At 40.3% G+C, this 18,034-nt stretch carries 16 protein-coding genes; 9 read left to right on the top strand and 7 right to left on the bottom strand.

All coding sequences use genetic code 11. The annotated features are described in order from the left end of the window. The first annotated feature begins 171 nt into the window (after positions 1-171). Positions 172-1,221: an NAD(P)-dependent alcohol dehydrogenase gene (locus MTF68_RS11685; RefSeq protein ID WP_004587419.1), complete on the top strand. Its 1,050-nt coding sequence runs from the start codon at positions 172-174 to the stop codon at positions 1,219-1,221. Positions 1,222-1,290: 69 nt separating this feature from the next. On the opposite strand, the gene MTF68_RS11680 is transcribed toward MTF68_RS11685, so the two are convergent. Further along, positions 1,291-2,493: an MFS transporter gene (locus MTF68_RS11680; RefSeq protein WP_004587418.1), complete on the bottom strand. Its 1,203-nt coding sequence runs from the start codon at positions 2,491-2,493 to the stop codon at positions 1,291-1,293. Positions 2,494-2,863: 370 nt separating this feature from the next. Between MTF68_RS11680 and MTF68_RS19705 the strand changes: the two genes are divergently transcribed. After that, entirely contained in the window at positions 2,864-4,165 is a 1,302-nt protein-coding gene (locus MTF68_RS19705) for a PAS domain-containing methyl-accepting chemotaxis protein (RefSeq protein ID WP_282448270.1), read from the top strand. Positions 4,166-4,263: 98 nt separating this feature from the next. Next, positions 4,264-6,399, top strand: a complete 2,136-nt coding sequence (locus tag MTF68_RS11665; protein WP_248462586.1) for a TonB-dependent receptor — start codon at positions 4,264-4,266, stop codon at positions 6,397-6,399. A 42-nt stretch (positions 6,400-6,441) separates the two neighbouring features. Here the strand turns inward: MTF68_RS11665 and MTF68_RS11660 are convergent, their stop codons facing one another. Beyond that, entirely contained in the window at positions 6,442-6,615 is a 174-nt protein-coding gene (locus MTF68_RS11660) for a DUF2986 domain-containing protein (protein WP_248462584.1), read from the bottom strand. A gap of 215 nt (positions 6,616-6,830) precedes the next feature. Between MTF68_RS11660 and MTF68_RS11655 the strand changes: the two genes are divergently transcribed. Next, on the top strand, positions 6,831-8,318 hold the full coding sequence (locus MTF68_RS11655; protein WP_248462583.1) for a dipeptidase: 1,488 nt from the start codon (positions 6,831-6,833) through the stop codon (positions 8,316-8,318). Between the two features lie 74 nt (positions 8,319-8,392). Here MTF68_RS11655 and MTF68_RS11650 read toward each other — a convergent pair whose 3' ends face one another. Beyond that, on the bottom strand, positions 8,393-9,178 hold the full coding sequence (locus MTF68_RS11650; protein WP_248462582.1) for a putative porin: 786 nt from the start codon (positions 9,176-9,178) through the stop codon (positions 8,393-8,395). Between the two features lie 238 nt (positions 9,179-9,416). Between MTF68_RS11650 and MTF68_RS11645 the strand changes: the two genes are divergently transcribed. After that, the gene (locus MTF68_RS11645) at positions 9,417-9,605 is read left to right on the top strand and encodes a 2TM domain-containing protein (RefSeq protein ID WP_248462581.1); all 189 of its coding nucleotides are present in this window, start codon (positions 9,417-9,419) and stop codon (positions 9,603-9,605) included. A gap of 58 nt (positions 9,606-9,663) precedes the next feature. On the opposite strand, the gene MTF68_RS11640 is transcribed toward MTF68_RS11645, so the two are convergent. From MTF68_RS11640 to MTF68_RS11630, 3 genes are all read right to left on the bottom strand, one after another. Further along, on the bottom strand, positions 9,664-10,101 hold the full coding sequence (locus tag MTF68_RS11640; RefSeq protein WP_126008718.1) for an OsmC family protein: 438 nt from the start codon (positions 10,099-10,101) through the stop codon (positions 9,664-9,666). A 147-nt stretch (positions 10,102-10,248) separates the two neighbouring features. Beyond that, positions 10,249-10,386 (bottom strand): DUF2256 domain-containing protein, encoded by a 138-nt coding sequence (locus tag MTF68_RS11635; RefSeq protein ID WP_024034255.1) that lies wholly within the window; start codon positions 10,384-10,386, stop codon positions 10,249-10,251. 1 nt (position 10,387) lies between these two features. Next, entirely contained in the window at positions 10,388-11,890 is a 1,503-nt protein-coding gene (locus MTF68_RS11630; RefSeq protein ID WP_248462580.1) for a deoxyribodipyrimidine photo-lyase, read from the bottom strand. Between the two features lie 84 nt (positions 11,891-11,974). On the opposite strand from MTF68_RS11630, the gene MTF68_RS11625 reads away from it, so the two are divergent. The 4 genes from MTF68_RS11625 (at position 11,975) to MTF68_RS11610 (ending at position 16,984) form a co-directional block, all read left to right on the top strand. Continuing rightward, a complete protein-coding gene (locus MTF68_RS11625; protein WP_248462579.1) occupies positions 11,975-12,583 on the top strand; it encodes a flavin reductase family protein in 609 nt (202 codons plus the stop codon). Positions 12,584-12,654: 71 nt separating this feature from the next. Next, entirely contained in the window at positions 12,655-14,583 is a 1,929-nt protein-coding gene (locus MTF68_RS11620) for a prolyl oligopeptidase family serine peptidase (RefSeq protein WP_248462578.1), read from the top strand. 262 nt (positions 14,584-14,845) lie between these two features. Then, the gene (locus MTF68_RS11615) at positions 14,846-16,300 is read left to right on the top strand and encodes an ATP-binding protein (RefSeq protein WP_248443043.1); all 1,455 of its coding nucleotides are present in this window, start codon (positions 14,846-14,848) and stop codon (positions 16,298-16,300) included. A gap of 9 nt (positions 16,301-16,309) precedes the next feature. Continuing rightward, a complete protein-coding gene (locus MTF68_RS11610) occupies positions 16,310-16,984 on the top strand; it encodes a response regulator (RefSeq protein WP_029773415.1) in 675 nt (224 codons plus the stop codon). 18 nt (positions 16,985-17,002) lie between these two features. Here the strand turns inward: MTF68_RS11610 and MTF68_RS11605 are convergent, their stop codons facing one another. Beyond that, positions 17,003-17,857 (bottom strand): PA4780 family RIO1-like protein kinase, encoded by an 855-nt coding sequence (locus tag MTF68_RS11605; protein ID WP_024034251.1) that lies wholly within the window; start codon positions 17,855-17,857, stop codon positions 17,003-17,005. Positions 17,858-18,034 lie beyond the last annotated feature (177 nt).

Genomic DNA, 18,034 nt, shown 5'->3' with positions numbered 1-18,034 from the left:
TGGGCTTTTTTGGTCAGGGTGCATTCACAGCGCCAGCGTTAGTGTAAACCATATCAAAGTGCATACCGGTATTATTTTTAGAGGCAGCCCTTATGGGGTTGGCTTTTAAATAAAGCACTTAAATAAGCAAAAAGGTAGACGACTTAAATTTTTACAGACTATGGAGTTGTTATGAAAACAGTAGGATATGCAGCAAAAAGCGAAGGTGCGCAACTAGGTGAATATACTTTTGAGCGCCGCGATTTACGCGATAACGATGTAGAAATTGAAATTTTATATTGTGGCGTATGCCACTCTGATTTACATGCAGTGCGCAATGACTGGGGTGGCAGCCGTTACCCGTTAGTCCCTGGGCACGAAATTGTAGGTAAAGTAAAAGCCATTGGTAGCGCTGTTAAAAACTATGAAAAAGGTGACACAGTAGCGGTAGGCTGCATGGTTGATTCATGTCAAAGCTGCAAACAGTGTGATAACGGCGAAGAGCAATTTTGCCAAGAAGGCATGGTAGGCACATACGCAGGTAAAGACAGAGAAACCGGCGAGATGACCCAAGGTGGCTATTCTAAACATATTGTTGTTCGTGAAGAATTTGTACTATCAGTCCCTGAAAACCTAGAGCTTTCGCGCGTTGCCCCTTTATTATGTGCAGGTATCACTACTTACTCTCCATTACATAAGTGGGGCGTTACAAAAGGCAGCCGTGTTGCCGTTGTAGGGCTTGGTGGCTTAGGTCACATGGCTGTTAAAAATGCCGTAGCCATGGGCGCGAGTGTAACAGTGGTTGGGCGAAGTGAGTCTAAAAAAGATGACGCAGTAAAACTTGGCGCGCAGCATTATTTAGTGTCGACTGACGAAGATGCAATGAAAGCGTCGCAGTCGGCTTTTGATATTATTATTGACACCGTACCTGTTAAGCACGATTTGTCTATTTACACACCCTTATTAGACATAGATGGGACGCTAGTTATTGTTGGGCAAGTTGGCCCCGTAGAAGAGCTAAACACTGTGCCTCTTTTAATGGGTCGTCGGCGCATCGCAGGCTCACTGATTGGTGGGATAGAAGAAACCCAACAGATGCTAGATTTTTGTGGCAAAAATAACGTATTGCCAGAGTGCGAAATGATTAATATTGACCAAATAAACACCGCGTATGAGCGAATGGAAAAATCAGACGTACGCTATCGTTTTGTTATTGATATGGCGTCGTTAGAGGCCCAGTAAGGTGGGTGATTAAATCCCCTTGTTAAAGTAAAAGAGCGGCTAATTGTATTAGCCGCTCTTTTTATATGCTTAACACGTTTGTGCTGCGGGTTGTTGTTTATTAAGTTGCAAGTAGCTTAAAAACCACATTACTAAGCCGCCTAAAAACAACGCTGCTGCGACATAACCTGTTTGGTTAGGCGCTGCACCTTGTGCAATAACAGCCCCGCCAACCCAAGGGCCGATAGCATTTGCGGTGTTAAATGCGCATTGTACTAATGCACCAATCATTGCATGGCCCTCTGGGGCTACATCCATTAATAAAGATTGAATAAGCGTTGCCAAACCCACACTGCAACCAATAAAAAATATAACCGCATACAGCATCCAAATATTGTAACTTGCGCTAACGTAGGCAATTGCAAATACGATGGTGCACACCAGTGCAAGGCCTGTGGTTTTAATGGCCGATTTATCGGCCGCTTTGCCTAATATGTAATTACCTAACGTACAACCAATACCAAACATCACCATAGCGATAGAAATAGTGTAAGGGGCTGTTTTAGTTACATCTAAAATTGTATCGGCAATGTATGTATAAATACAAAACACGCCGCCAAAGCCAATAATAACAATACCTAAAATAGACCACACCAGTTTATTTTTAAGTACGCCAAACTCGTTAAGTAAGTTAGATGGCTTAGCGTTATCGATATTTGGCACTACTTTGTATACAAATATAAACGCAATAAACGCTAAAACCGCAGCGCCACCTAAGCAATAACGCCAGCTTAGGTTTTGCCCCACCAAGGTAACAATAGGCACGCCTACGATGGTTGCAATGGTTAAGCCCATAAATACTTTTGACATAAAGCTTGCGCGTTTACCCGAAGGGGCAATATCGGAGGCAAGCAAAATAGCGGCACCAAAGTAAGCGCCGTGAGGTAAGCCACTTAAAAAGCGAAAAATAACGAGCTGCTCTAATGAGGTTGCTAATGCACTCAAACCATTAGAAATACACATTAGGCTTAAAAAAATCAGCAAAGCTTTGCGTTTTCGCATATTGGCCGTTGTAAGCATTAATACCGGCGCGCCTACCACAACACCAATAGCATAGGCGCTAATTGCATAGCCACTTTGCGAAGGGGTTGAGCCAAACGTTTCACTGATCAGCGGTAGCATAGGCATCATTGAAAATTCTGATAACCCTAAAATAAACGTACCTAGTGCTAACACTAATAAAATAGCAGCTTTATTTAACTGATTAGATGCCGACGCAACATCTGCACTCATAGAAGATCCTTTAACTTTGATTTTAAAAATAGTGAATAGCCACACATTAACTGTGTGGAGAGTAAACATATACTAGGTGTGGAGTGTGTCAGTGAGATGGCTATTTTAAGTTAAAAAGTGTACTACGTCATGTATAAAAAATAGTATTTTTGGCTTGTTTTACTTTTGTTAATTGCTATAAAGTGTTACTTATTAGATTAATTTATAAAAAGTTTTTACAAAGCAACTCACTAGCAAGCTTTTAATTGCTCGCAGAAAAACTAAAAAACACCTATATTTACAAAGTTATTACATTTATTGCTAGCTTACATATTATTTTTATATTTGTTTGTTATTGTCATCCTATTATTATTCCCTAAAGGTTTAACACATGTTTGGTCTACGAAAAGATAACGCCAAAGTTGAAGAATTGGAACATCAACTCAATGAAAGTAAATCAGTACTATCCGCTATTTATAACCATGTAGCGTATATTGAATTTACACCCGAGGGAAAAATTTTAGACGCTAATGAGCTTTTTTTAGATACCGTAGGCTACAAAAGAGAAGAGGTAATAGGCAAGCACCACCGGATTTTTTGCGATTCAGACTACGCTAAGTCGAGTGAGTACAGCCAATTTTGGCAAGCGCTGCAAGGGGCAAACTCAACAAGCGGTACCTTTATGCGCTTTAACGCTAATGGCGAAAAGCTATGGCTAGAGGCTACTTATTTTCCTGTTGAAGTAAACGGGGTGGTTACTAAGGTTATTAAAATAGCGTCGGATATTACAAAAAATTATGTACAGCGAAAATCTCAAGAAGCGCTCACCGAAGCGCTTGATAAGGCGCTGGCTACAATAGAATTTAACCCCGATGGCACCATAATTAAAGCAAATCAAAACTTTTTATCTACGGTGGGTTATTCACTTGCAGAAATTGTTGGCAAACATCACAAAATGTTTTGTACTGACTCTTTTTATCAAAATAACCCTCGGTTTTGGGAAGAGTTAAGCGATGGGCAGTTTAAGTCGGGTAAGTTTAAACGCATAACCTCTGATGGCTCGCAAATATGGCTAGAGGCAACTTACAACCCAATTTTAGATAATAAAGGCAAAGTGACAAAAATAGTGAAGTTTGCCTCTAATATTACCGATCGCATAAAAGACAACGAAGCCGTTAGTGAGGCCGCACAAATTGCGTATGAATCGGCGGTGTCGAGTGCGCAAACGGCTAAAAGGGGCTCAGATATATTACACGATGCAATTGCAAACTCAGATGCAATTGTAAGCCAAGTACTTAAATCGGTTGATTTAATTAAAAACCTGAATGAGCAGTCAGCAGTTATCGGCTCTATTGTGTCGACCATAAGCAGTATTGCCGATCAAACTAATTTATTGGCGTTAAATGCAGCCATTGAAGCCGCCCGAGCGGGCGAGTACGGGCGAGGCTTTGCCGTGGTGGCCGATGAAGTTAGACAGCTTGCAGCAAGCACCAGCAGTTCAACCAACGAAATTGCAACCGTAGTTAAAAACAACCAAGAGCTGACTAACGATATTTCAAAGCAAATCACCTCCGTCTCTGATTCCTCAGAGCAAGGCCGAGAGCTAATAGCGAAAGTCTCAGAAGTAATTCAAGAAATAGAACGCGGCGCAGATGCTGTTTCTGCTACAGTGTCTAAGCTTAACGCGAGTTAAGTGGCAGTAAGTTCTCAAAGTGCGACATTTTGTCGCGCTCTAAACTTGTAACTACATTATATAATTTATGCCATATATAACAGTGGCATAAATTATAAATGGCTCATATTCAACATATCCAACACACTTATTTATTCTCTCCTTTAGCACTTTTATTAACTGGCCTTTTATCTCCTGCAGTATTTGCAGATGATAACACTTTAGAAATTATTGAAGTGCATGGGCAGGTACACAACAAGCACTTATCGCTTGGTTCGTCAGAGGCAATGCTTAGCAATTTAGGTGTTGATTTTTCGGCTGCGGGCGGGGTGTCTAACTTACCTATTTTAAATGGTTTAATGGGCGATAGAGTAAAAGTACTGGTTGATGGCGCAGAGGTTACTGCAGCGTGCGCTAATCAGATGAACCCACCTCTTTCTTATATATCAGCTAATCAAGTAACGGCTTACAATGTAGTTGCTGGTGTTTCGCCAGTGAGTGCTGGTGGCGATAACATTGCAGGTGTAATAAGCGTTAACTCAATTTCACCACAATACAGCGAAAATACTGAGCTTGCATGGCATTCAGGCTATGTCTCGGCTAAGTACAGCAGTGTTGATAACGGCCAAAAACTAGGTTTGGGAGCACGTTTAGCAAGCGATACTGTGAGCCTTAATTACCAAGGGTCGTTTAGTGATGCCAACAGCTACAAAGATGGAAAGGGTAATGTGGTACTTGATACATTATATCGGGCTCAAAACCACAGCCTAACTGGCGCGATACGTGACGATAAACAGCAAGTTGTGATAAAGCTTACGCATCAAAAAATACCGTATCAGGGTTTTGCTAACCAGTACATGGATATGACTGATAACACCAGTTATGGCGCTATTGCCCAATATAAGCGCAGTTTTGAAAACAGCGAGCTACAAGGGCAAGTTAATTGGCACAGCGTTAAACACGAAATGGGTTTTTTTAGTAAAGAAAAAACCGGCATGATGCCCATGAAAACAGATGCAAAAGACATAAGCACACAGCTTAAATGGCGCCTTACACTTGATCAAAATAGCTCATTACTACTTGGACAAGAATATTATAATTACCGCATTGATGATTGGTGGCCGGCGATTGAAGGCTCAACCATGATGGGGCCAAATGATTATATAAATATTAATAACGGTAAGCGTGAGCGTATTGCCTTATTTGCAGAATATGCAAGCCAAATCAATAACAAGCTCTGGTTAAATACGGGTATAAGGGTTGAGCGTGTTAATACACAGGTTGATGAAGTACAAGCCTATAACGATGGCATGAGTATGATGAATATGGGCAGTTTGAGCGCAATGACAACTGCCAATAATGCGCTAGCTGCCAATAACTTCAACAATGCTGATAGAGACAAAACCGACACCTTAGTTGATGTAAATGTATTAGCTAATTATCAAATTACACTTTATGACGAGCTGCAATTAGGCCTAGCCCGCAAAAACAGAGCCCCTAATTTATATGAACGTTACAGTTGGGGTGTAAGTAATATGGCAAGCACTATGATTGGCTGGTACGGAGACGCTAATGGTTATATTGGTGACCCAAACCTCAAAGCCGAAACCGCTCATACCATCAGTACAACGTATTCAAAAACAGCAAAAAATGATGCGTGGCGGGTAAGTGCTAATGTGTGGTACACCGATGTAAACGACTACATTGATGCAGATATTGTACGTAGTTTTAATAGTTATGGATTAGCAAATACAACACGTAACATTTTAAGCTTTACTAATGTCGACGCCACACTTTATGGCGCAAAGCTTGATATAAGTAAGGCACTTTATCAATCAACACAGTTTGGCGAATGGGTATTAACAGCAAACATAACGAGCACTCGTGGTAAGCGCCGCGACACTAACCAACCGCTTTATCAAATTAAGCCGTTACATACAGCGCTCTCATTAAGCCAGCAAATAGGATTATTTGAAAATGCGCTGTCGTGGGAGTGGGTAGATACAAAATCACGCGTTGATGTTAACCGCTTAGAAAACCAAACCGTTAGTTACAGCTTAGTTAATATAAGCTCTAAAGCTTCTTTTGATGCGCTTACGCTGGGTATTGAGGTGGTAAACTTATTTGATACGTTTTACCAATTACCCCTAGGCGGGGTAAGTATTGCAGCGCTTAAGCAAGGTAACAGCACGGGGCTTACTCAATTAGCTGGGCAAGGGCGCTCATTTAATATAAGTGCCAGTTACGCATTTTAAACCCATATAAAGCGTTGAGAATAGGTTTCTTGGCGCTTAAGTTTAATCTGATGTTGGCGTAACTTGCTCGGCGTTGGTTGCTTGCTGCGCCTCTAAAGCTAGTTTTTCACGCTCTGCTTTTGATACATACGCCGGTTTATTACTTTTATGCAATTTAGCATTAGCACGTTTATCTTTTTTCTGAAATTTGGTGACGATTTTTTTGCGGCGGTTCATTAGTACTAATATTCTGATTAATTAAGGTCGCACATTATACAACCAATGCAATGTAAGCCGCTATCTAAATTTAAAGCGCGATTGTTGTAACCCTGCCGCAAAGGTCTATTTAATACTATTGCTTGGCGGTATAATTTAGCTTTAATACCAATTTAATTATTTAAGCGATTTATTATTGCGCATTGGTAGTAATGATTCATACAAAAGGATACGTTTTGAAAAAGTTAGCTTTGCTTTGCAGTGCTTTATTTGCTTTTAGCTCACATGCACAATTACATACAAATATTGATAATGTTGCCGATTACGCTGTTAATACTTATCAACAATCACAAATTCACACGTTAACTAATTTAGTGGCTTTTCCTACGGTAAATAAAGAGTCGATACCCGCGCCACAAAATCCTGACTTTATTAATTTTAAATCAGTATTAAAAATGAAAGCGGCAGAGCTTGGGTTTGATTACCAAGACCTAGGCTACACCGTGCTTATAGGCATGGGAGATCAAAACGAAAAGGTTACCGTTGTAACCCACGGTGACGTACAACCGGCCAATGCCAGTAAGTGGAAACAAAGCCCATTTATTATCGATACCTCAGAGCCTGGAAAATTAGTCGGGCGCGGCACAGAAGACGACAAAGGCGCAATAGCCACCGCACTATACGCCATGAAAGCGATTAAAGATAAAGGCATAGAGCTTAATAACCGCATAGAGCTGATGATTTACCTAGCCGAGGAGTCAGATTGGGGCCCGCTTACTGAATTTATGAAAACCTACGAGCAGCCAAAATACGCCGTAACCATTGATGCATCATACCCAGTTGTAGTAGCCGAGAAAGGCTGGAGCTTAATTGCTCCTACTTTTAATGCTACCTCAAAACAAACCGGTATGTATGTGAGTGATTTAGCGGGCGGCGCGTTTAAAAGCCAAATACCAGAAGATGCAAGCTTAGTGCTGCATAACGCAAGCGCTGTCGTTATTAACTCATTAAAAGCTAAAGCTAAAACACTTAGTGAAGTTGAGTTTAACTTTGAAGAGCTAGCTGAAGGCTTAAAAATAACTGTAAAAGGGGTGTCTGCGCACTCTTCAGAGCCAGAGTCGGGCGTTAATGCTATTGCACACCTGAGCGAGCTATTTAAAGACGTAGCACTTGAAAATAATAGCGATGGGCAGCTTATAAAATTTGTAAATCAATTAATTGGCTTAGATATTCATGGTAAGCAATTTGGTAATATTGCCTACGAGCATGAATTCATGGGCCCAATGAGCGTAGCCCCAACCGTAATTGAACGCGATGGTAACGCACTAACGTTAGCCATTAACGCGCGCCGCCCAGTTGGTAAAGATGAAAACTTACTTAAAGCGCAAATAAACAGTGCGATTAAGGAATGGGAAACGGTAAATAACGTAACGCTTACTAATGTCGAGACCATTATTGGTACACCCATGCTGTTAGATAGCGCGCCGCACGCACAAAAGCTGCTTGATATTTTTAAACATTTTACAGGTGACGAACAAGCTGACTTTGTATCAATAGGGGGCGGCACTAACGCAAAGCTATTTGATAATGCCGTCTCGTTTGGCCCTTCAATGCCAGGCAAACGTTATACCGGCCACTCAGAGCATGAATTTATTACGCTTGAGCAATTAGCGCTTAATTTACGTATGTATACCGCAATGATGATAGAGCTAGGTAATATGTAAGCTATAGCTGTTTTAATATAAAAGCCGCCTTGTTTAACTGAAGTGACTCCAGCAAGGCGGTTTTTTTGTATTTACTAAAACTGAGCTACAAAACTGAGATTGTATATATCGTAGTCATCGTTATCGGTGTAATTAGCTGTAAAATAGTAGTTATCGTTAATAAAGTATTTACCTTCAACAACTAAATCTGAGTCATATAAACCAACGCCTACTGCAACATGCTTATTAAAGTAATAATTTGCCAACACATTAAAAATTGAATCATCGCCAGCATCGAGATAGTCAGCATTTATAGTAAAGTAGCGTTCATCGTAAAGGTGAGCAAAGTAACGTGATGATAAGTCCCACGATTCTATTTCATCATCCGTCTCAACAGTAAAACCAATGTAGTCGGTGTCATTAATTTGGTGATTATATTGCGCTTTAAACAAATAAACTGTGTCACCATATTCGTAATCTACCATGCGTGCAGATACTTTTAACGAATCAGCAAATAAGTAACCTATGCCAAGTGAATAGGTATCAGTATCGCCAATATTAGGCAGCTCTATGGTTGCAAAAGCATTACCGTAAAAGCCTTCTCCAAAAATCCCTTTGCTACTATAACCATCTGAATTAAAGTAATTTAAGCCTATATTACTATCTGTATCTAGGTAGCCATAATCATCCCATACTCCCGAGCTTTGTTGCTCTTCAAAGTAATAATGCGTAGATAATCCGTACACATTATCGCTGTAATAGCGTGAATCAATTTTTGCGTAGTTGATTGTATTAAACCATTGCTTTGATGCTGATTGTTCAGCGTTTACTGATGCTGTACAGATAAGTGCAAGCAAAGAGAGTGGCATTAAGTAGCGCATAAGTATCCTTTCTTATAATTAAATAGGTGTATCTAGAAAAGGTATTATATTAAATACTCTTTAAAATACATTTAAATAATTGTAAGTAACTGTATGTTTGTATAAGTATTTGTAGAGATGCGCTTGAAGGGGCTGCTATAAATTGATGACTAATGTCATATTAACTAATGACAAATAGCACCTTTCAGGCTTAAAAATTAAGGCAATAATAACCTTACATTTTAAGAGGAGAGCAAACATGAATACACCAGCATTTTTTGATAATTTAAAACGTTACTTTGTGGCTTTGGTATTTTTGACCGCGATAAACTTAATTACATCGCCAAATTATTTATGGGTAGTATGGCCTGCTTTAGGGATGGGTATAGCACTGCTAAAAGAGTTGTTAAACTCAAATAACTCAAAAAGGGTTAGGGATGAGTGTTAAGCCAAGTAACAGGTTACCCGGCTTAACGCGAAAAACCGTAAGGTTTAAAAATTACGTTTTATGCGGTTGAGTCGAGCGTTGCTTTTAGGGAGATTTCGGTATTAAGTAGCTTTGAAATAGGGCAGCCTTTTTTAGTTTGCTCACACAGTGCCTGAAATTGCTCGTTAGCAATATCTTTAATACGTGCGTTTACTTCAAGCGCTATATGGGTGACTGCAAAGCCGTCATCAACCTCATCAAGGCTTACGGTGGCTTTAGTATCAATTTTATCGGCTTTAAAACCGGCATCGCCGAGAGCAAGCGAAAGCGCCATACTAAAGCAGGCACTGTGCGCAGCTCCAACTAATTCTTCTGGGTTAGAACCAGGCTCGTCTTCAAAGCGAGTATTAAAACCAAATGGTTGTTTATCAAGTGCGCCGCTTTGTGTAGAAATACTGCCTTTACCTGTTTTAATATCGCCTGACCAGGTTGAGTTTGCCGTTTTTTTAATCGTCATCATCTTCTCCTTGCGTTGCATGTAAGCTTTTCAGGCTGAGTAAGTGCTATTTACTTAAAGCACCTAAATACAGCCTTAAAAGCCGAGTTATTCATACCATTGCAAAATAGACGCCAGCTCACGCATAGCATAAAGGATTAATACCTTTTACTTTTTATTACGTTTACAGCGCTCTGAGCAGTAAATAACGTTATCCCAATCGCGCTGCCATTTTTTACGCCACGCAAAAGGCTTGTTGCAAACAGGGCACATTTTTTGTGGTAAGTGACTTTTTTTATGTGCCATATTAATTACTTTTTGCGGTGTTTTTGTGTGTACGAGTAAGCCCTACATGCTTTTTTAATATGTTAGGAATTGCACGTTTAACATCGGCGCGCTCGCGGTATTGCCATAAACGTTCGCGCGCTTGTTTGGAGGCTTGAGTTAAATCAAGCATTGGCTCGGGGTAGTCTTCACCAAGTTTAAAGTCGTTAAACAGCGCTTCCATTGGTGTTTGTTGCCAAGGCTCGTGTAAATATTCTATCGGCAGCTTTTCAAGTTCGGGGCACCATTTTTTAATAAAGGCGCCGGTTGGGTCTTGATCTTCAGATTGCTTAATTGGGTTGTAATGCCTAATGGTATTAATACCCGTAACTGAGGCCTGCATTTGTATTTGTGGGTAATGAATGCCAGGTTCAAAGTCTAAAAAGTAATTTGCCAAAGGTAAGCTTGCCTGCTGCCAGCTTATATTTAAATGATGCGTTACAAAGCTAACCAACATAGCGCGCATTCTAAAATTAATATAGCCCGTGGTGTTTAAACAGCGCATACAGGCATCAATAATGGGTATACCCGTTTGGCCTTGTGCCCAGCGCTCAATATCGTGTTGTACGTTGTCATCGTTTCTATATGGGAACTGATGATACCCCGCATTGAGCGCTTTAAATTCCATCGTACTCTCACTTTCAAATTTTTGCATAAAATGGCAGTGCCAATGCAAACGCGATACAAATGCAGCAAGCGGGCGCTTCCAGCCTTTTTTGCTTGGGTGTTTTGCATGGTATGCATCAATAGCGGTTTGATAAACCTGTTTAAGGCTAATATTACCCCATGCTAAATAAGGCGAAAGCCTAGAGCAGTGAATACGGCTTAAGCTGGGGCTAGATATGCCTTTTTGATACCCCTTACCGCGCTCAGCAAAAAAGCTTTGCAATATTGTGTGCGCAGTTAAAGGCCCACCTACTTGAAAGTTGTCATCATTTTGCGTGTAGCTGTCGGGTAATTTAGGTGTTTGGTAGTTATTAAGTGTAATGGTTTTTATGTTTTTCCAATTGGGAATAGCAATAGGAGCCTGCATTGTTTGTTGCCAGCGTGCGTTCCAATCTTTACGGTTTTTTTTGCCACGAATAACGCCGCCCGTTTGTGACTCAAGCCAGTTAACTTTGTTAGCTTTACACCATATAGCCACGGCTTTATCGCGCTCAAAAGTATTGTTTAAGCCAATTTCTTGATGGCTAAATATGTTTGCTATTTGGTATGTTTGATTAAGCGTGTTTAACAGTGTCAGCATGTCTTGGTTAAAAATATACAGCGTTGCTTTGTAGCGAGTTAGCTGCTGATTTATTTCGCCTATTGATTGATAAACAAAACGCCAATGGCGCGCATTATAATGTGCATCCTCAAGCATTAGTGGCTCAAAGTTGTATAGCAGTAACGTGGGTAAATCATCACTAAATGCATTTTTAAGTGGTTGATGGTCGCTAAGGCGTAAATCGCGTTTAAACCACACTATGTTTATTTTTTCGCGCATGTTTAAAAAAGTGGCTGCAGTTATGAAATACTGTACGCAATACAGCGCTTTTACGATTTGCAGTACGACGTATAAAGGAAAATTATGTTTTTAGATTTAACGCAAAGCACGCAGCACAATGTTTACTCGTATTTAGTAGGGGGTATTAGCCCGCGTCCTATTGCTTGGGTAAGCACACTTAGTAAGGAGGGGGTTGCTAATATTGCCCCGTACTCTTTTTTTACAGTGGCCAGCTGTAACCCGCCAGTGCTGAGCGTGACCCAAGTAAACCCACGCGACAAAGCCAATAAAGACACGCTTTTAAACCTTCAAGCCACTAACAACTGCGTGGTTAATATTGTTAGTGAAGAGCTAGTAGAGAAAATGAATCAAAGCTGCGCTAATTATCCACATAATGTGAGTGAATTTGAGGCGGCAAATATTGAAACAATCGCCAGTACACACGTAACATCCCCAGGCGCCGCAGCGGCTAAAGTAAGATACGAGTGCACCTTAAGAGACGTTATTCAGATAAGCGACGAACCAGGTGGCGGCAAAGTTATGCTACTTAACGTGGTGGGAATTTATATTGACGATAACGTGTTAGTAAATGGCTATATAGATCCCACGCGTTTAAACAGCATAGGTAAAATGGGTGGAGACTACTTTAGTTCTACTAAAGATAAATTTGTACTAAAGCGGCCACAATTGTAAAATAACAGATTAACTTTATACACTTACTGTTAACTCATTAAGCGTTACTTATAAAAACAAATGGATATTTAATGTCTAAACTTTACCTCACTTTAGTATTTGCCCTACTTAGTTTTAGCTGCCTATCAGCCTCTGATAAAAAGCTACCCATAGAAGCGTTTGCAGGCTTAAAAAGCATAAGCCAAGTTAAGCTCTCACCAGATGGAAATAACATTGCGTATGTTAGAAACCTTGATGGCGATTTAGTTTTAATGGTGCAAAGCCTTACAACAGGCAAGGGCAAGCCGATTATTAAATCGGATAACCACACTGTATTTTTTGACTGGTTTAGTTGGGCAAATAATGATGTTTTGTTATTGGGCGCACGATACATTAAATATCAATTTGGTGGGGTTAAGTATGCGTCTACATTAATGTATTCGTATAATCTAAGTGATGATAAAGGAATAAAACTGGCTTTTAGAGCAAACAACACGCGTGATGAAAAGCAGCCTCAGTTTTCTGACCGAATTATTAGCTTTTTACCGGAGCAAGAAAATAAAATACTCGTGCAGGGCGATTTTAAAATAGCCAATACCCCTGCGGTGTATGAACTTGACCTAACTACCTTACGCAAAAAACAAATACAACGTGCTCGTGCAGATGTAACCAGTTGGTTTGCTGATAGACAAGGCAAGGTTCGTATTGCTAAAAAAATGGATGAAACACAATTTACTTACGAGCTGTACAACGAGCAAAATGAGTCGTGGCAAACACTATTTAGCTACGAAGTATTTAGTGAGCAAAGCATTTCGATACTTGGCTTTGATAAAGACCCTAACTTTTTATACATCACTGCGCTACATGAAGGGCGTGATGCATTATTTAAGCTTAATCTATCAACTAACAAACGTGAGCTCATTTTTAGCGACGACAAGTATGATGTAGATGGCGATATTTTTTACTCCCGTAAAACTGGCGAAGTGGCAGGCTTTACGCATTCGCATTTAGAAGATGGTATTGCGTATTGGGATGAAGACTTAGACAAGCTACATCGCTCTTTACGAGCATCATTACCTAAAGATTCATTTGAAATGGATATTGTTAGCACCAGCGACGATCAGCAAAAATATGTACTGTATGTCAGCTCAGATAAAACATCAGGCGCCTACATGTTAGGTGACAGAAAGCGAGGTGATTTAACATTTTTTGCAGACGTTTACCCACACATTAACGAAAGCGTATACGCCGGTAAAGAACACATTAGCTATAAAGCACGTGACGGGCTTATTATAGAAGGCTACTTAACGCTGCCTGTTGGCTATGAGAAAGGCGATAAGTTACCCACTATTATATTTCCACATGGTGGGCCTATGGCGCGCGACTATGCAGGCTTTGACTATTGGACGGCGCTACTGGCATATAATGGTTATGCCGTGTTACAGCCTAACTTTCGTGGCTCAAGTGGTTATGGTTATGACTTTTTAATGCAGTCGATCCAAGGTTTTGGTTTAGCCATGCAAGATGACTTACAAGATGGAGCTAACTGGTTAATAGACCAAGGGATTGCTCAGGCTGATAAAATTTGTATTGGTGGCGCAAGCTATGGTGGATATGCCGCCTTAATGGCTGTTATTAAACACCCTGAAACATTTAAATGTGCGGCAAGTTTTGCAGGGGTAACTGACCTTGAGCATATTGTGAGTAAAGCCCGACACTTTACAAACAAAGACATAGTACGAAAACAGTTTGGAACAAATAGCGATAAGCTAGAGGCTAATTCGCCGGTCAATTTTGCTAAATCAATCAACAAACCTGTTTTACTTGTGCATGGTAGCGACGACAGTGTTGTCCCTATTTACCATAGTCGAGAAATGGAAGATGAATTAGATGACGAAGATAAAGATGTTACTTACATTGAGCTAGAAGATGGCGACCATTACTTGTCTTATCAGCCGCATAGAATTAAAACGTTACAAGCGTTTCTCGATTTTTTTGATAAGCATTTAAAAAACGATTAATAACAAAGGCGACTTAGGTCGCCTTTTTTGAGCGTAATTTTTCATATAATGCACATTGTTTGCACTTTTACTTGTTAACGTTATACGTTGTTATTAAAGGCGCTATTTATAAGTCGCTATAATAGCACACGCAATTAATACAATTGGTATTACAGGCTATTCTTGAAAGTGCTTAGAGCTTTTAATAATACGTTTTAGCAGTAAAAAAATACGCAATAAATAACAGCTCAAATGCTTTTAGAGTCAGGTTTATAAAAAATAAATGAAAATTCATAACAAACTTTTTTTAATATTATTTAGCTTCACCTTTAGCATTATTGCGGGGCTAGTTGTGCTTATTCAGTACAGTATTGGCCAAGGTATTATTGATTTTGTAAACGCCAAAGAAGTAAAAGCATTAGAGCCATTAGCGGTACAGCTGGCTAATAAATACGCGCAAACTCCCTCGTGGGATAAAATTATAGGTAACGATCAGCGCTTTTTAAGGTTGGTTGAATCGCAATTGCAATCAAGTCAGTTTTTACCTAGTTTACGCGATATGCCACAGCGCCCAGAAATTCGCGGCGAACGCAGACCCAGACCCCCACAGCATATGGCGCAACGAGATCGACGGCCACCGCCCGAGCATGCCGCGCACTATGCACTACTTGATGAAAACCAGCAGCGTATTTTTGGTAAATTATTTGAGGATTTAAAGTACATTAAAACGCCCATAGAGCTTGAAGGTAAAACAATTGCTTACCTTGCTGTTTCAAAAAGAAAAAGCTTAGCAGATGGGTACGAGCTGGATTTTTTAAAGCAACAAACTAACTATTTATGGCTTATTGCGTTAACCGCAGGGCTACTTACCTTAATGTTGTCTTTTTTACTGGCAAGGCATTTAGTTGGCCCTGTAAAGCAAATTGCCAGTGGTATGCATAAGCTAACCAAAGGGCAGTACAGCACCAAACTTTTATTAGATAGAAAAGACGAGCTGGGCCAGCTTAGTGAAGATTTTAATACCTTGGCCTTTACGCTCGCTAAAGATGAGCAAGTACGCAAACGCTGGTTAGCTAATATTTCTCATGAACTAAGAACGCCAATGAGCATTTTACTCGGTGAGCTCGAAGCTATGTTGCTTGGGATACGTGAACCAAATAATAAAAATATTAGTTCTGCTAACGATGAAGCGCTGCATTTAAAACGCTTGATTGACGACCTGCACATGTTAAACAGCGCAGAACTAGGCGGCATGCATTACACCATGCAACCTACCGACGTAGGCTTTTTACTTAACTCCATAGAGCAAAAGTATCACGTTATTTTTGAGCAGCACGCTATTAATTTTTACCTTCTTAATAGTGCTAACAACACCACAGTAAACGCAGATAAAACACGTATACTGCAATTGCTAGATAATATATTAATGAATGCGGTGCATTACGCCCAGTGCTCAACTATTTCTTTAAGTGCCAATAACGTAAATATTAAAGGCCAAGCCTATTTAGAGCTTATAATAGAGGACAACGGGATAGGCGTTGAGCAAACGCATTTATCGCACTTGTTTGAATATTTATACCGTGTAGACAGCTCTCGCAATCGCCAAGAGGGGGGCTCTGGTTTAGGTTTGTCTATTTGTCAGCATATTGTTAAAGGTCATAATGGCGAAATATCAGCCGAAAAAGCCAGTATTGGCGGGCTTGGCATTGTTATTAAATTACCCTTATTAGTTCAGTAGAGGATAAGTATGAGTGAGCAAATACTCATTGTTGAAGATGAAATAAAACTTGCCAATTTAATGAGCGACTTTTTAACAAGTCATCATTATCAAACGCACCTTATTCATCATGGTGATGAAGTACTTAGCTGGCTTGAAAGTAATAAGCCAAGTGTTATTTTATTAGATATTATGTTGCCAGGGCAAAGCGGTATAGAGCTGTGCAAAGCGATAAGAAAGTTTTCTAATGTGCCCATTATTATGGTTTCGGCAAAGGTGGAGGAGATTGACCGGTTACTCGGACTTGAACTGGGCGCCGATGACTATATTTGTAAACCGTTTAGTTATGCTGAGCTGGTGGCGCGAGTAAAAGCAATTTTAAGGCGTGTGAATACCACAAAAGAGCCGGTAAATAATGCCATGACACTGGACGAAAGTACTTACAGTGTTAACTATAAAAATAGCAGTATAGAACTAACTAATTTTGAATTTCAGCTATTTAAGCCTTTGTATTCAAACCCTAACAGAATCTATTCACGCGATAGCTTAATGGACACCATGTACGCAGACCAACGTATAGTTAGCCACCGTACTATAGACAGCCACATAAAAAAGTTACGTAAAAAGCTTGATGAAGTAACGCAAACCGACAGCGTTATTCAGTCGGTTTACGGTGTGGGCTATCGGTTTGTTCACCCTCAATAGCTAAACGTGAGCGCAGTTTTACTCATCGTCAGCGTTTTTAATACGCTCTAAACGGTCGAACTCTTCGTATTCGGCCGCTTGTATTTCATCGAGTACCGCATCTACGTCTGCAGATTCGTTACTGTCTTCAAATTCTCCGCTGAGCACAGTGTTTGGCGTTAAGCTAGCCTCTTCAAACAGTGCCCACATTTCTTTAGCGTAATGGGTGTTTAATAGGCTAGGTGCAAACTGCGCATAATAACGGCGTATGTTGTTTACATCGCGCGTAAACATTGCTTGCGCACTGTTATTGGCTGCGGCGTTTACAGCTTGTGGAAGGTCAATAATTACAGGCCCTTTACTATCAACAAGTACGTTAAATTCCGATAAGTCACCGTGGATAATACCAGCGCACAGCATTAATTTAATATAATGAACCATCATACTGTACTGCTCAATAGCGTCCTGCTGTGTAAGGGTCACATGCCCTAACTGTGGAGCTACATCACCGTCTTCATCGCACACAAGCTCCATTAACAACACGCCATCAATACAGTAATAAGTATCAGGAACTCTGACGCCAGCGCGTGATAAACGTGAAAGCGCGTCTACCTCTGCATTTTGCCAAATTTCCTCTTCTAGTTGCCGCCCATAACTAGAGCGTTTACCCATGGCGCGGGCTTGGCGTCCGCCTCTTACTTTTCGGCCTTCTTGATACTGAGCTGCCTTTTTAAAGCTGCGTTTAACGGCATCTTTGTAGACTTTAGCACAGCGAATTTCGCCACCGCTGCGCACCACAAATACATCCGCTTCTTTACCGCTCATTAAGCGGCTTATCACTTCATCAATTAGGCCATCATCAACGAGTGGCTGGAGGCGTTTAGGTATTTTCACTGCGATACAACTAGAAAAATTGGAAGATTAAACATGTATGTTAATAAGTCCTTAGTATGTTAGCTCTCAAAACAGGTGTTGAAAGTGGTTTTAAGTAATTAGTTATCACAATAACCGAAATACCGAATAAGGTAAAAATAACATGATAAAAATCGGATTTATTTTTATTTCCTTATT

Origin of the sequence: Pseudoalteromonas sp. 2CM37A (assembly GCF_023161885.1) — a bacterium.
Taxonomy (GTDB): Bacteria; Pseudomonadota; Gammaproteobacteria; order Enterobacterales; family Alteromonadaceae; genus Pseudoalteromonas; species Pseudoalteromonas atlantica.
The sequence above is the reverse complement of the archived record's forward strand: the minus strand, read 5'-3'. Positions and strand labels throughout refer to the sequence as shown.